Origin of the sequence: Mycobacterium sp. E2238 (assembly GCF_001672665.1) — a bacterium.
GTDB lineage: Bacteria > Actinomycetota > Actinomycetes > Mycobacteriales > Mycobacteriaceae > Mycobacterium.
In genome coordinates, this window is the sequence record NZ_LZKF01000147.1 from 1 (window position 1) to 14,664 (window position 14,664).

The 14,664-nt window shown below is 69.7% G+C and carries 12 protein-coding genes; 9 read left to right on the top strand and 3 right to left on the bottom strand.

Annotated features, from left to right (window positions below; translation table 11 throughout):
• The 6 genes from A5711_RS12220 to A5711_RS12245 all read left to right on the top strand — a co-directional run.
• Window positions 1-2,490, top strand: a 2,490-nt coding sequence (locus A5711_RS12220) for a non-ribosomal peptide synthetase (protein ID WP_156744906.1), incomplete at its 5' end; no start/stop codon positions are given.
• On the top strand, window positions 2,487-6,890 hold the full coding sequence (locus A5711_RS12225; protein ID WP_067946788.1) for a non-ribosomal peptide synthetase: 4,404 nt from the start codon (window positions 2,487-2,489) through the stop codon (window positions 6,888-6,890). The genes A5711_RS12220 and A5711_RS12225, both read left to right, overlap by 4 nt.
• Window positions 6,887-8,182, top strand: coding sequence for an NADPH-dependent L-lysine N(6)-monooxygenase MbtG (gene mbtG, locus A5711_RS12230; protein ID WP_067946774.1), 1,296 nt, complete (start codon window positions 6,887-6,889; stop codon window positions 8,180-8,182). Before A5711_RS12225 ends, mbtG begins: the two co-directional genes overlap by 4 nt.
• Window positions 8,160-8,378: an MbtH family protein gene (locus A5711_RS12235; RefSeq protein ID WP_067946775.1), complete on the top strand. Its 219-nt coding sequence runs from the start codon at window positions 8,160-8,162 to the stop codon at window positions 8,376-8,378. The genes mbtG and A5711_RS12235 overlap by 23 nt, the downstream gene beginning before the upstream one ends.
• Before the next feature lie 187 nt (window positions 8,379-8,565).
• Entirely contained in the window at window positions 8,566-9,072 is a 507-nt protein-coding gene (locus A5711_RS12240; RefSeq protein ID WP_369806135.1) for a hypothetical protein, read from the top strand.
• Between the two features lie 175 nt (window positions 9,073-9,247).
• Window positions 9,248-9,751, top strand: a complete 504-nt coding sequence (locus tag A5711_RS12245) for a hypothetical protein (RefSeq protein ID WP_067946792.1) — start codon at window positions 9,248-9,250, stop codon at window positions 9,749-9,751.
• On the opposite strand, the gene A5711_RS12250 is transcribed toward A5711_RS12245, so the two are convergent.
• The 3 genes from A5711_RS12250 to A5711_RS12260 form a co-directional block, all read right to left on the bottom strand.
• Window positions 9,745-10,620, bottom strand: a complete 876-nt coding sequence (locus tag A5711_RS12250; RefSeq protein WP_067946777.1) for a sigma-70 family RNA polymerase sigma factor — start codon at window positions 10,618-10,620, stop codon at window positions 9,745-9,747. The two genes, A5711_RS12245 and A5711_RS12250, sit on opposite strands and share 7 nt — an antisense overlap.
• Window positions 10,617-11,210 (bottom strand): carboxymuconolactone decarboxylase family protein, encoded by a 594-nt coding sequence (locus tag A5711_RS12255; protein ID WP_067946779.1) that lies wholly within the window; start codon window positions 11,208-11,210, stop codon window positions 10,617-10,619. The genes A5711_RS12250 and A5711_RS12255 overlap by 4 nt, the downstream gene beginning before the upstream one ends.
• A 79-nt stretch (window positions 11,211-11,289) precedes the next feature.
• Complete coding sequence (locus A5711_RS12260) at window positions 11,290-11,604, bottom strand: type II toxin-antitoxin system VapB family antitoxin (RefSeq protein WP_067946781.1); 315 nt, start codon at window positions 11,602-11,604, stop codon at window positions 11,290-11,292.
• Window positions 11,605-11,817: 213 nt separating this feature from the next.
• Here A5711_RS12260 and hrcA point away from each other — a divergent pair, with 213 nt between their 5' ends.
• The 3 genes from hrcA to A5711_RS12275 all read left to right on the top strand — a co-directional run.
• Entirely contained in the window at window positions 11,818-12,849 is a 1,032-nt protein-coding gene (gene hrcA, locus A5711_RS12265) for a heat-inducible transcriptional repressor HrcA (protein ID WP_067203209.1), read from the top strand.
• Window positions 12,850-12,916: 67 nt separating this feature from the next.
• On the top strand, window positions 12,917-14,065 hold the full coding sequence (dnaJ, locus tag A5711_RS12270; protein WP_067946784.1) for a molecular chaperone DnaJ: 1,149 nt from the start codon (window positions 12,917-12,919) through the stop codon (window positions 14,063-14,065).
• Between the two features lie 25 nt (window positions 14,066-14,090).
• A partial coding sequence (locus A5711_RS12275; protein ID WP_067946786.1) for a 16S rRNA (uracil(1498)-N(3))-methyltransferase occupies window positions 14,091-14,664 on the top strand: 574 nt, incomplete at its 3' end.

Below are 14,664 nucleotides of genomic sequence, written 5' to 3' on the forward strand. Positions count from 1 at the left end.
CCGCTGGGCACCCCGGTCGCCGGGCGCACCGAGGCCGAATTGGACCAGCTGATCGGGTTTTTCGTCAACATCCTGGTGCTGCGGAACGACCTGACCGGCAACCCGACGCTACGCGAGCTGCTGACCCGCGCCCGGGAGACGGCGCTGGCCGCCTATGCCCACCAGGACCTGCCGTTCGACCGGGTGGTGGACAGCGTCAGCCCGGTGCGTTCGCTGTCGCGCAATCCGCTGTTCCAGGTCGTCGTGCACGTCCGCGACCACCTGCCCGCCGCGCGGGTGATCGAGCAGGATCCCGAAAACGGCGGACAGGACGTGGTGTGCACCTCGCTGGACCCCGTCTTCGACATGGCGCACGCCGACCTCAGTGTCAACTTTTTCGGCACCGACGGCTCGGGCGGAGTCGGGTACAACTGCAGCCTGATCTTCCGCACCGAGCTGTACAGCCGCGCCACCATCGACCGGTTGGCCGGCTGGCTGACCCGCGTGATCAACGAGTTTGCCGGCAATGCGGATCAGACTTTGCGCGACCTGCAGCTGACCGACGCCGACGAGCGGATGCTGGAGCACTGGAGCCGGGGCGAGCGACCGCCGCACGACCGGCCGCGCACCATTCCAGAACTGTTGCAGCCGAGCCGAAGCTGGGGACCCGACCGGATAGCGGTGCGCTGCGGCGACGAGCAGATCGATTACGTTGCGCTGCATCGCCGTTCGGACAACCTTGCGGCGCTGCTCCTCGCGAGCGGGGTTGGACCCGGGTCGCCGGTGGGGCTGTCGACGCGGCGGAGCATCGACCTGGTGGTGGCGCTGGTGGCCATCATGAAGGCAGGCGGGGGCTACTTTCCGATCGATCCCGCCTACCCGCCGGCGCGCAAGCAGTTCATGCTTGACGACGTGCAACCACCGGTGGTGCTGGCCACCGCCCACGCGGCTCGCAGCATGCCCGAAGTTGCCGGCGTCACGGTCATTTCGCTGGACGATCCGCGGGTGCGCGCCGCGGTGGAGCACGGGGAAACCGATCCGCGCGAGCTGCCGCTGCCGCACCCCGACGACCCGATGTTTCTGGTCTTCACGTCCGGATCCACCGGCAAGCCGAAAGGCGCGCTGGGCACCCATCGTTCCATGGCGGCCCGGCTGGACTGGCAGCTACGGCACTACCCGCCGAGAACCGACGACGTTCGACTGGCGCAGGCCTCGATCACGTTTCTCGAGGGTGGCATGGAAATGCTGGCCGGCCTCGCAGCCGGGGCAACCATGATCCTCGCCGACGATGCCGAGCACCGCGACCCGGAAGCGCTCGGGGAGTTGATGATCCGGCATGCGGTGACCCAGGTGACCGCGGTGCCCAGCCTGGTCTCCGCCCTGGTCGACAGCAGGCCCGACGCGGTGCGAGCCCTGTCCCGGCTGGTGTGCGGCGGAGAACCGGTGAGCACCGCGCTGCTGCAGCGGCTGGTGTCGGTGTGCGCCGGCGCGGGCACCGAACTGTTGAACAACATCGGTTCCACCGAGACCTCCGGTGCGGTGTCCCGCGGTCGACTGGAGCTGCCGAATCCGCTGGTGGGCAAACCGGTCCCGGGGTCGGACGCCTACCTGCTCGACGAGGCCCTGCGACCGGTGCCCGTCGGGGTGGTGGGCGAGCTGTACTACGCCGGCGACCAACTGGCCCGGGGCTACTGGAAGCGGCCCGGACTGACCGCCACTCGGTTCGTGGCCAATCCCTATGCCCCCGAACCCGGTTCGCGTCTGTACCGCAGCGGCGACCTTGCCCGCTGGACCGCGGACGGGCGATTGGAATTCGTCGGGCGCTCCGACCACCAGGTGCAGGTGCGCGGCTTCCGGGTCGAGTTGGCCGAGGTCGAGGCGGCGCTGGCGGAAGTCGACGGTGTCGCCGCCGCGGCGGCCCGCACCTGGGAGGTGCACGGCGGCACCTCGCTGGCCGGATACGTTGTGCCACAGCAGCCGATCGACGATGACACCGATAAGGCCGCGTTCGCGTCACAGGTCCGGGCCGCGCTCGGAACGACGCTGCCCGGCTACATGATGCCCTCGTCGTTGACCGTTCTCGACGCGCTTCCCAAAACCGATTCGGGCAAGCTGAACCGGCCCGGGCTGCCGCCACCGGCGGTCAGCACCAGCGGACAGGTTGAACCATCGCGCACCGACACAGAACGGGCGCTGGCAAAGATGTTCGCCGAACTGCTCTCGACGCCCGAGGTGGGCCGCTTTGACGACTTCTTCGCCCTGGGCGGCGACAGCATCCTGTCGGTGCAGCTGGCCGCGCGGGCTCGGGCCGCCGGCCTGGCGGTCAACCCGCGGATGATCTTCGAGAACCCGACGGTGCAACAGCTGGCCGCCGCCCTGGATGCGTTGGACCGCAACGACACCGAGCCCGCCGATGCCCGGTTCGAGCCCATGAGCGCCTCCGGGCTGTCGGCCGAGGATCTCGCCGCCGTGACGCAGCTTTGGTCGTCGTCGCGGGACGGCGCGCCATGACGGCCACCAAAGATGTCGCGCCCGACATCGAGGACGTGATGGCGCTGAGCCCCCTGCAGGAGGGCTTGTACTCGCTGACCACGCTCACCGAATTCACCGACGGCGAGGCCGACGACCCGTACGTGATCGGCATGGCCGCCGACATCTCCGGCGCTCTAGATGTCGCGCTGTTACGTGATTGCGCGGCAAAGATGTTGGTGCGGCACCCCAACCTGCGGGCCAGCTTCTTCAGCCGGGGTATCGCGCGGCCGGTGCAGATCGTCCCGTCCCGGGTAGATCTGCCATGGCGCACCGTCACCGCCGCACCCGAGGATGTGCAGGCGCTGGAGGCTGGCGAACGCCGCCGGCCGTTCGATCTCGAACACGGTCCGGCCATCCGCTTTCTGCTCGTCGAATTGCCTGGCGCACGATGGCGTTTGGTGCTCACCGCCCATCACATCGTGATCGACGGCTGGTCGTTGCCGGTGTTCGTCAACGAGATGATGATCCTGTACCGGGCCGGTGGCGATCTCTCGGCCTTGCCCGCCGGCCCGCGGCCCTACCGCGACTACATCGGCTGGTTGGCCAGTCGAGATCCCGAAGCCAGCCGGCAGGTCTGGCGCCGGCACCTGGCGGGCCTTCCCGGACCCACCCTGCTGTCGGCCGCGTTGGGATCGGCGGATGGCCGGCGGACCGGGCTGCCGCGCACCACAGAACTGCGGATGCCGGCCGAAGCCACCGCGCGATTGGTCGAGGAGACCCGAGCCCGTGGCATCACCGTCAACACCCTGCTGCAAATGGCGTGGGCGCTGGTGTTGTCCCGGCTGACCGACACCCAGGACGTGGTTTTCGGCGTCACGGTGTCCGGCAGGCCGCCCGAACTCGCCGGCGTGGAGACCATGATCGGGCTGTTCATCAACACCGTTCCGTTGCGGGTGCGGCTCGACCCCGCCGCGAGGGTGGGCGAGCAATGCCGCACGGTGCAGCGCAACGCCGCACTGCTGCGCGAGCACGGCCACATCGGACACGCCCAACTGCGGGCGCTCGGCGGCGTCGGCGAAATGTTCGACACCCTGCTGGTCTACGAGAACTTCCCCTTGGACGGGCTGGCCGCGGGCACCGAATTAACCGCCGGCGGCGCAACTTTCCGGCCGTCCGCCCTGCAGACCTTGTCGCACTTCCCGGTCACCGTTGCGGCCCACATGACCGGCGGCGAACTGGTGGTGCTGGTCGAAGTGGTCGACGGGGCGCTCGGCGCCATCCCGGCGGCCACCTTGGCCCGGCGGGTGATCGCCACCGCCGAGCGGCTGCTACGGGACTGGGAGCGCCCGCTGCGCCAGGTGAGCGTCCTCTTCGACGCCGAGGCGGTCCCCCCGCGCCCCGCGGGCGTGCCCGCCGGGCCTGCGGTCGGCATCCACACCCGATTCGCCGAGGTCGCCCGCGGGGCACCCGACAACCTCGCGGTCAGCTGGGCGGGCGGCCAACTCAGCTACCGGGAACTGGACGCGCTGGCCGACGGCCTGGCCGCCCGGCTCGCGGACCGCGGGGTGCGGCCCGAAACCCCGGTGGCCATCCGGCTTTCCAGGGGGCCGCAGTACATCGTCGCGATGCTCGCGGTGCTCAAGGCCGGCGGCATGTGCGTGCCGATGGAGCCGGGGACGCCCCCGGAACGGGTGGAATCGATCCTGCGTCAATCCAATGCCTCGATCCTGCTCGACGAGCTGTCGCTCGTCGCGGGCGAACCTCCCGCCACGGAGTTCCGCCCGGCCGAGGTGGTGCCCGGCCAGGCCGCGTATGTCGTCTTCACGTCAGGCACGACCGGAGAACCCAAGGGCGTCATCGGAACTCACGCGGCGGTGGCCGCCTACGCGGACGACCACCTGGACAACGTGTTGCGACCGGCGGCCGCCCGGCTGGGCGGGCCGCTGCGCATCGCGCACGCGTGGTCGTTCGCGTTCGACGCCGCCTGGCAGCCGTTGATCGCTCTGCTCGACGGCCACGGTGTGCACGTCGTGGACGAGCCCACCCAGGCCGACGCCGAGGCGATGGTCGCGGCCATCGCCGAACACGGCATCGACATGATCGACACCACTCCGTCGATGTTTGCCCAACTCGCGGCGTGTGGTTTGCTGACGACGGTTCCGCTGGCGGTGCTGGCGCTGGGCGGGGAAGCGCTCGGTAAGCCCGCCTGGACCCTCATCCGCGCGGAGTGCGCACGCACCGGAATGACGGCCTTCAACTGCTACGGCCCGACCGAAACCACGGTGGAGGCGGTGGTGGCCGCCATCGCGGAGCACGACGAGCCGTCGATCGGGCGGCCGACCCTGCACACCCGTGGCTACGTGCTGGACTCCGCGCTGCGTCCGGTGCCGTTCGGAGCCACCGGCGAGCTCTATCTGGCCGGCGCCCAGCTGGCGCGCGGATATCTCGGCCGCGCGGCGGAAACCGGCCGGCGATTCGTCGCCGACCCGTTCGCGACCGGCGAACGCATGTACCGCACCGGCGATTTGGTGCGGCGCGGTTCCGACGGCTCGCTGCAGTACGTGGGCCGCGCCGACGCGCAGGTGAAGATCCGCGGCTACCGCGTCGAGCCCGGCGAGATCGCCGCCGCGCTCGAATCGCACCCCGCCGTCCAGCGCGCCGGAGTGCTGGTGAGCCGCTCGAAGGCCGGAGCGCGGCTGACCGCTTACGTGGTGATTTCCGAAGCGCCGCCGCCGTCGACGGCCGAACTGCGCTGCATGCTCGGTTCCCGGCTGCCGCGCTACATGATCCCGCAGCGCATCGTCCCGGTCGACGAAATTCCGCTGACCGTCAACGGCAAGCTGGACGAGGCCGCGCTGAGCGCCTTCGACACCGCCGAGGCGGTTTCCGGAGCCGAACCCGAAACAGCCACGGAAGCCGCACTGGCGGAACTGCTCTCCGAACTGTTGCATCAGCCGCGAATCGACGTCACCGCGGATTTCCTGCAGCTGGGCCTGGACAGCATCATGGCCCTGTCGGTGGTTCAGGCGGCGCGAACGCGGGGGATCGCCCTGCGCGCCCGGCTCATCCTCGAGTGCGCGAACGTCCGCGAGCTTGCCGAGGCGATCGATTCCGAAACCATCTCCGCCACAAGCGATGCCGAGAATGATGGCGGCGAGCCCATGCCAGTGCTGCCCAACGGCCGCTGGCTTTACGAATACGGGGAGCCGCGCCGGCTGGCGCAGACCGAGGCCATCCGGCTGCCCGACCACGTCACCCGCCGGCAATTGGACGCCGCGCTGACCGGCATCCTGGCCGGGCACGACGTGCTGCGCTCCCGCCTGGACCGCGCGACCATGACCCTGGTCCCGACCCAGGGCACCGACACCCCTCTCACCGAAGTAGCGGTGGCCGCCGATCTGCACGCCGCGGTCCCCGATCACGTCGCACGGGCCGTCGACCGCCTCGACCCGGAGCGCGGGGCGCTGCTGGCCGCGGTGTGGCTTCGCCCCCCGACCGGACACAGCGTCCTGCTGCTGGCCGTCCACGTGTTGGCGATGGATCCCGCGTCGTGGCGAGTGGTTCTCGGTGAATTGGACGCCGCCTTACAGGCTTTCGCCACCGGTCACTCACCGGCCCCGGTCCGGGAGCACACCAGCTACCGGCGCTGGGCCGGCGCGCTCATCGAGCGCGCCCACCGGCTGGACACCGTGGAATTCTGGGCCGCCCAGTCCGAAGGCGACGATCCCGAACTCGGTGCCCGGCGGGTCGATCCGTGCCGCGACCGGGCCCGCGATCTGGACGTCCGCATGATCGCCGCCGACGCGGACACCACGCGCCGGCTGCTGGATTCGGGCGTACCGTTGCCGCACCTGCTGATCGCCGCCACCACGGCGACGGTGACGCGGTGGCGGCGATCGCGCAATCAGGCCACGCCGCCGCCCCTGCTGGCGCTCGAAACACACGGTCGCGCCGATGGTCTCGTCGAGGGGCCGGGCGCGCACACCATCGACACCGGCGACACCGTCGGACTGCTGAGTTCCATCTACCCGGTGCGGGTGGCGTCGGCCGACCCGCGAGACGTGGGGGAGCTGATGGCGGCGATCCCGGGCGACGGGCTGGATTACGGGTTGCTGCGCTATCTGCGTGCCGACACTGCCGAACGCCTCGCCCCGTTGCCCGGCCCGCAACTGTTGCTGAACTACCTCGGTGCCGCCCACGCCGCAGGCGGGACCCGGCTGCTGACGCTCGAGCGTGAGCTCCTCGCCGGGGTCTCGCCGCAGCCCGAGCCAGAGCTGGCGGTTCGCCACGAGCTCACCATCGTGGCCGCCATGCTCACGTTCGACGGACAGCGCGTGCTGGCCGCGCAGTGGCGCACGCTGCCGGACATCCTGACTGACACCGATGTGGCGGCGCTGCAACATCTTTGGCTTGAATCGCTGCGGGAGGTGGTGACATGAGCACGCTGGCGATCGTGGGCGCGGGAGCCAAGGCGGTTGCCGTCGGGGCCAAGGCGTCCGTGCTGCGCGAGATGGGTATCGATGCTCCCGAGGTGGTCGCGGTCGAACGCATCGGCGTCGCGGCCAACTGGCAGGCCAGCGGCGGTTGGACCGACGGGGCGCACCGATTGGGCACCAGCCCGGAGAAGGACGTGGGGTTCCCGTATCGCTCCGCGCTGGTGCCCCGGCGCAACGCCGAACTCGACGAGCGAATGACCCGCTACAGCTGGCAGTCCTATCTGATCGCCACGGCGTCCTTCGCCGAATGGATCGACCGCGGCCGACCGGCGCCGACGCATCGCAAGTGGAGCCAATACCTGGGTTGGGTGGCCGAGCAGACCGGACTCGACGTGGTGCACGGTGAGGTCGAACGGCTGGCCGTCAGCGGCGACCAGTGGACGCTGCACACCCACGAGGCCACCGTGCACGCCGACGCGTTGATGATCACCGGGCCGGGGCAGGCCGAGAAGTCGCTGCTGCCCGGCAATCCGCGCATGCTGTCGATCGCCCAGTTCTGGGATCGCGCCGCGGGCCACGACCGGATCAGCGCCGAGCGGGTGGCGGTGATCGGGGGTGGCGAGACGGCCGCGTCGATGCTCAATGAGTTGTTCCGGCACCGGGTTTCGACCATCACCGTCATTTCACCGCAAGTGACGCTGTTCACCCGTGGGGAAAGCTTCTTCGAGAACTCGCTTTTCTCCGACCCGACCGACTGGAGCGCACTGACGCTGGCCGAGCGCCGCGACGCGCTGGCGCGCACCGACCGCGGGGTGTTCTCGGCGAACGTGCAGGAGGCCCTGCTGGCCGACGACCGCATCCGCCACCTCCGGGGCCGGGTGGCCCATGCGGTGGGCCGGGACGGTCAGATCCGGTTGACCCTGTCCACCAACCGGGGCAGCGAGAACCTCGAGACGGTGCACGGTTTCGACCTGGTCATCGACGGGTCCGGCGCCGACCCGCTGTGGTTCACGTCGCTGTTCGGCCAGGACGTGCTCGACCTGCTGGAGCTCGGCCTCGGCGGGCCGCTGACCGCCGACAGCCTGCAGGAGGCGATCGGCTACGACCTGGCGGTCGCGGACGTCACGCCGAAGCTGTTCCTGCCCAATCTGTCCGGGTTGACCCAGGGCCCCGGATTTCCGAACCTCAGCTGCCTGGGATTGTTGTCTGACCGGGTATTGGGAACCAGTGGGGGCTTAGTGGGCCCGTCCAAGCACACGACAAGGAGACGCGATGAGCATCAACCCCTTCGATGACGAGAACGGCACATTCTTCGTGCTCGTCAATAGCGAGGACCAGCACAGCCTGTGGCCAAGCTTCGCCGACACCCCGGCGGGCTGGCGCGCGGTGTTCGGCGAAGCAAGCCGCGCGGAGTGCCTCGAGTATGTCGAACAAAACTGGACCGACATCCGGCCGAAGAGCCTTCAGGAATCGATCGAGCGTCGCTCATAACGCGCGGCGGCGCCGCCACCGTAGCGTCGCCGTAACGTGACCGGCCCGAGACACAATCGCCGGTCACACAAGGCACACTTACACCAACCAATCCGTGGTGGCGCGGAACCTGCTGGGGGACAAGATCGCTGAGATCCCGCCACGGTTCGTGCGTATCGAAGGGGGAACCGTGAAGACCGTGAAAACCATGACAACTCTTGCCACCGGCGTGGCGGCGTTCGCCGTCGTAGGGGGAGCCGCCGGTGGCGCATTCGTCGCAGCACCGATGGATCAGGTGCAGCTGGCCGCGGTCGGTGCGCCGTTACCGCAGGATCCGCCCCCGCCGCCGCCGGCCCCGGGAGCTCTGCCGACCGCCGATCAGTTGTCCAGCCTGTGCAACCAGGCGACCGATCCGGGCGTTTCATACACGACCAAGAACAATCTGGTCGAAAACGGCATCAGCCCGAACGAGGGGCACGTCGCCGATCACGATCTGCGCAAGGCCTACCGCAACGGGAACTTCCCCGAGACGTTCGCCGTGACCAACATTGCGCCCGCCGGCCCGAACATGGCCCAGGCCGACGTGGCCATCTCGGGTCCGAAGTTCGCCGGGCCGGTGGAAAAGCACCTGGTTTTCGTCAACCAGGGCGGGAACTGGGTCCTGCAGCACGACGCCGCCATCGCGCTGATCCAGGCGGCGACGGCGACGAACTAGGCGGCTAGAATTCTGGGCGGCCACACAGCCTGCGCACAGGTTGTGCATGTTGTCTTCATATGGCCTGGTCGTAACGTAGCCGTGCCGAGTCGCGAAACAACAGGAGTAGCAGGCGCGCTGACACCACGCCAGATGTGTGGATCCGTCGAATTTCGTGCCCGTCGAAGGGGGAACCATGAAAACCGTTAAGTTGCTCGCCACCAGCGTGGCAGCCTTCGCCGTCATCGGGGGCGCGGCCGCGGGCCTGGCCTCGGTCGCGGCGCCAGTGGATCAGGTGCAGCTGGCCGCGGTCGGCGCGCCTCTGCCGCAGGACCCGGCTCCGGTCGCGGCCGCCGACGTCCCGACCGCCGACCAGCTGACCGGCGTGCTGAACAGCCTGGCCGACCCGAGCGTCTCCTTCTCCAGCAAGAGCAACCTGGTGCAAGGCGGCATCAGCGGTATCGAGGCGCACGTCGCCGACAAGAAGCTGCAGAAGGCGGCCAAGAACGGCGACCTGCCCCTGTCGTTCAATGTCACCAACATCCAGCCGGCCGCGGCCGGTTCGGCCACCGCTGACGTCGCGGTCTCCGGTCCGAAGCTGACGTCGCCGGTCACCCAGAACATCACGTTCGTCAACCAGGGCGGCTGGGTGCTGTCGCGGGCGTCGGCGATGGAGTTGCTGCAGGCCGCCGGTCAGTGATCTGCGCCCCGCGCGCATTTGGCGACGCGTGCGGGGTCGGCCAGCACGTCGATTGAGACCACCAGGCCGCCGCGCACCACGAATCCCATGATGGCCGCCGCCCGCCCGGAGACGACGATGACCGCGCCGGGGGCGCCGTTGACGGTCGCGGCTCGCACCTCGCGGTCCGGACCCGCATAGCCGCGGGCCAACCGTGCCACGGCGGCGGCACCCTCGGCGCGGAAGCCGGGGGTGCCGTGGCCGAAGTCGCCGCGCAGCACCACGTCCGGATGCAGCACGGCCACCAGCCGGTCGAAATCGCCGCTGCGGCCCGCCGCAAAGAAGGCGTCGACGGCCTCCCGATGGGCGGCCGCGTCGCCGTCGGGGTCCGGATCGGCCTCTTCGATGCGCCGGCGTGCCCGGCTGGCCAGCTTGCGGGTGGCCTCCGGCGTCCGGCCGACGATGGGTGCGATCTGGTCGAACGGCACGGCGAAGGCGTCGTGCAGCACGAATGCCAGGCGTTGCTCCGGCGGCAAGGTGTCGAGCACCACGAACAACGCCAGTCCGACCGCGTCGGCCAGCATCGCGCGGTGTTCGGGGTCGAATTCGCCGTCGGCTTCCACGATCGGGTCCGGCACGGCCACGCTCAGGCCGCGCGTCCGGCGGTCGCGGAGCATGTTCAAACAGATGCGGGCCACCACCGTGGTGAGCCAGGCGTCCAGGTTGGCTATTTCGTCAGCGCCTTCGGCGCCCCGGCCGCTCAGCCGGAGCCACGCTTCCTGCACAGCGTCCTGGGCGTCGTCGATCGAGCCCAGCATGCGGTAGGCGATGGCGCCGAGCTGCGGCCTCGCCGCCTCGAAACGGGCCGTCACCGACGCATCGACCGTCACGTACGTGCTTCGGGCAGGGCGCAGACCCGGTTGCCGGAGAAGCCCGACGAGCCGATCCCAAGCGCCAGGTTGAAGCGGGCGCGCAGATTGCCCAGCGTGATCACGTGGGTGAGGCCGACGAGTTGGGCGGTGTCGAAATGCGTGCGCAGCGCATCGAAAAGCTCATCGCTCACCTCCACGGGCGTCCGGCTGATCGCGGTCGCGTACTCGAGGATCAGCTTGTCGACCGCGGAGAAGCACGAAGCGTTGCGATAGTCCGCGAGGGCAAGCAGTTCCTCGTCGGTGATGCCCCACTGGCGGGCGATCTGTGAACCGAGGTCGATGCAGTATTCGCAGCGCACCGTCGTCGCCGACTTGAGCTCGGCGAGCGCGCGGTGCCGGGGGCTGAGGATGTCCAGTTTCGACTCGGCCTGCTCGAGCTTGCCGTAGGCGTTGAGCAGCCGGGGAATGTGCGCGTACATTCGCAGCGGTTCCAGCATCCCGGCGGTTTCCAGGCCGGTCATCTGCGCGAGTTTGCGCTTGGTGAAGAAGAAGGCGATCTTGGCGCCCAGGCCGGCGTCGCGGTCTGAGACCCCTGGCAACCGGGACATGGCGATCCTCCTAGCAAGTTGCGGTGTGAACCAACGTCCTCACTAAGTCGACACCCGGCGCGGCGCAAACGTGACCGCCCTAGTTGGGCGGACCCGGCGCCCGGTCCATGTCGAACACCCGGGCGTGCAGCACGGTGCGGTTCCGCAGCGCCGCCCGGACCGCGCGGTGCAGGCCGTCCTCGAGATAGGTGACGCCCTTCCACCGCACGGCGTGCGGGAAGAGGTCGCCGTAGAAGGTGGAATCCTCCGACAGCAGGCGGTCCAGCGCCAGCACCGTGGTCGTGGTGACCAGTTCGTCGAGGCGGATCTGCTGCGGCGGAATCTGGGCCCAGTCGCGGTAGGACAGCCCATGCTCCGGATACGGCTTTCCCTCGCGCACGCCCTTGAAGATCATCGCCGGATCTTTCCCGACGCCCTGTGCCGCGACCGGTTCATGCTGGACAGGCTAACCGGAAGACGTGCCTACAGCCTCGAGGCCACCGCAATTCCGCCTGCCGCCGCCGAGTGCCGCCGCCCCCGCCGCGGCAACCGGCCGCTGTAACGGTTAGCACGGCTTGCGACCCGTAAAATGAACCCGGGTCAGCGCGGCGCAGGGAGGTGACAACGAGTGGGAAGTGCCGACGATCGTCGCTTCGAGGTGCTGCGTGCCATCGTCGCCGATTTCGTTGCCACCAAGGAGCCCATCGGTTCCAAGAGCCTGGTGGAGCGTCACAACTTGGGCGTCTCGTCCGCGACCGTCCGCAACGACATGGCGGTGCTCGAGGCCGAGGGCTACATCACCCAGCCGCACACCAGCTCCGGACGGGTGCCCACGGAGAAGGGCTACCGGGAGTTCGTCGACCGGCTGCACGACGTCAAGCCGCTCTCCTCGGCCGAGCGCAGCGCGATCCTGAGCTTCCTGGAGTCCGGTGTCGACCTCGACGACGTGCTGCGCCGGGCGGTGCGCCTACTGGCCCAGCTCACCCGTCAGGTGGCCGTGGTGCAGTACCCGACGCTGACGTCGTCCACCGTGCGTCATCTGGAAGTGATCGCACTGACCCCGGCCCGCCTGCTGATGGTGGTCATCACCGACACCGGTCGCGTGGACCAGCGGATCGTCGAACTGGGCGATGTCATCGACGATCACCAGCTGTCCCAGCTCCGGGAGATGCTCGGCCAGGCGTTGGTGGGCAAGAAGCTCTCGGCGGCGTCGATCGCCGTCGCGGACCTGGCCGGACAGCTGCGCGCCCCGGACGGCCTGGGCGACGCCGTCGGCCGCTCGGCGACGGTGTTGCTGGAGTCGTTGGTGGAACACACCGAAGAACGCTTGCTGATGGGCGGCACCGCCAACCTGACGCGCAACGCCGCCGATTTCGGCGGCTCGCTGCGCTCAATCCTGGAGGCGCTCGAGGAGCAGGTGGTGGTGCTGCGGTTGCTGGCGGCCCAGCAGGAAGCCGGTAAGGTGACGGTGCGTATCGGCCATGAGACGGCCGCCGAGCAAATGGCGGGCACCTCGATGGTGACCACCGCCTACGGCACCTCCGACACCGTGTTCGGCGGAATGGGTGTGCTGGGGCCCACCCGGATGGACTATCCGGGAACTATCGCCAGCGTCGCCGCGGTTGCCCTTTATATCGGCGAAGTCCTGGGTGCTCGATGAACGCGCACCCGCTGGATGCTCAAGCTTTGTGGGCGCGGGACAAGGACCAGGTTTAGGAGAGTCAGGCGTGGCACGCGACTATTACGGGCTGCTCGGGGTGGGCAGAAACGCCAGCGATGCGGAGATCAAGCGCGCGTACCGCAAGTTGGCCCGTGAGCTGCATCCCGATGTCAACCCGGACGAGGCCGCGCAGGCGAAGTTCAAGGAGATCAGCGTTGCCTACGAGGTGCTGAGCGACCCTGAGAAGCGCCGCATCGTCGACCTCGGTGGCGATCCGATGGAGGGCGCCGCCGCCGCGGGCGGTGGCTTCGGCGGCGGCTTCGGGGGCCTCGGCGACGTGTTCGAAGCCTTCTTCGGCGGCGGCTTCAGCGGTGGCACGACCTCCCGCGGTCCGATCGGCCGGGTGCGGCCGGGCTCGGACTCGCTGCTGCGCATGCGGCTCGACCTCGAAGAGTGCGCGACCGGTGTGACCAAGCAGGTCACCGTCGACACCGCGGTGCTGTGCGACCGCTGCCAGGGCAAGGGCACCAACGGCGACTCGGTGCCGGTCCCGTGCGACACGTGCGGCGGCCGCGGCGAGGTCCAGACGGTGCAGCGCTCGCTGCTGGGTCAGGTGATGACCTCGCGGCCATGCCCCACCTGCCGCGGCGTCGGTGTCGTCATCCCCGATCCCTGCCACCAGTGCATGGGCGACGGCCGGGTGCGGGCCCGCCGAGAGATCAGCGTGAAAATCCCCGCCGGGGTCGGCGACGGCATGCGGGTGCGGCTGGCCGCCCAGGGCGAGGTCGGGCCCGGGGGAGGGCCGGCCGGCGACCTGTACGTCGAGGTCCATGAGCAGGCCCACGACGTCTTCGTGCGCGAGGGTGACGACCTGCACTGCACGGTGTCGGTGCCCATGGTCGACGCGGCGCTGGGCGCCACGATCACCATCGACGCCATTCTGGACGGCATCAGCGAGGTCACCATTCCGCCTGGCACGCAACCGAATTCGGTCATCTCGCTGCGCGGCCACGGGATGCCGCACCTGCGGTCGGGCACCCGGGGCGATCTGCACGTCCACGTCGAGGTGGTGGTGCCCAGCCGGCTGGACCACCACGACACCGAGCTGCTGCGCGAGCTCAAGACCAGGCGCAGCCGCGACGTGCCCGAGGTCCGCTCGACGCACGCCGGCGGCGGCCTGTTCAGCCGGCTGCGCGAAACCTTCACCGGCCGCTAGCTGCGATCTGGAAAAAGGCGCGCACATGGTCGCGACCCTCTTCTACGTCGACGCGCTGCCCGATACCGGCTCGCTGGCCGTCCTCGAGGGCGACGAGGGGTTTCACGCCGCCACCGTGCGGCGGATCCGACCCGGCGAACACTTGGTCCTCGGCGACGGCTCCGGCGGCCTGGCGCACTGCGAGGTCGAGCACGCCGGCCGCGACGGGTTGAGCGCCCGGGTACTGAAGCGCTGGAGCGTCGCGGCGGGGCAACCGCCGGTCACCGTGGTGCAGGCGCTGCCGAAGTCGGACCGCTCGGAGCTGGCCATCGAATTGGCCACCGAAGCCGGGGCGGACGCCTTCGTCGCCTGGCAGGCGGCCCGGTGCGTGGCCAGTTGGCAGGGTGCCCGCGTGGACAAGGGCCTGCGCCGGTGGCGCGCCGTCGCCCGTTCGGCGGCCCGGCAATCCCGACGGGCGCACATCCCGCCCGTCGAGGGCGTGCTGTCCACCGCGGGACTGGCCCAGCGGATCCGCGACGACGTGGCCGCCGGAGCCGTGGCGCTGGCCCTGCACGAGTCGGCCACCGACCCGCTGACCAAACTCGATATCGCCCGCGCGA

Excerpts from the sequence above, each read along its gene's own strand:
- A5711_RS12255 (WP_067946779.1), bottom strand. The coding sequence starts at position 11,210 with ATGTCCCGGTTGCCAGGGGTCTCAGACCGCGACGCCGGCCTGGGCGCC.
- A5711_RS12225 (WP_067946788.1), top strand. The coding sequence starts at position 2,487 with ATGACGGCCACCAAAGATGTCGCGCCCGACATCGAGGACGTGATGGCG.
- A5711_RS12245 (WP_067946792.1), top strand. The coding sequence starts at position 9,248 with ATGAAAACCGTTAAGTTGCTCGCCACCAGCGTGGCAGCCTTCGCCGTC.
- A5711_RS12260 (WP_067946781.1), bottom strand. The coding sequence starts at position 11,604 with ATGATCTTCAAGGGCGTGCGCGAGGGAAAGCCGTATCCGGAGCATGGG.
- mbtG (WP_067946774.1), top strand. The coding sequence starts at position 6,887 with ATGAGCACGCTGGCGATCGTGGGCGCGGGAGCCAAGGCGGTTGCCGTC.
- A5711_RS12235 (WP_067946775.1), top strand. The coding sequence starts at position 8,160 with ATGAGCATCAACCCCTTCGATGACGAGAACGGCACATTCTTCGTGCTC.
- A5711_RS12240 (WP_369806135.1), top strand. The coding sequence starts at position 8,566 with ATGACAACTCTTGCCACCGGCGTGGCGGCGTTCGCCGTCGTAGGGGGA.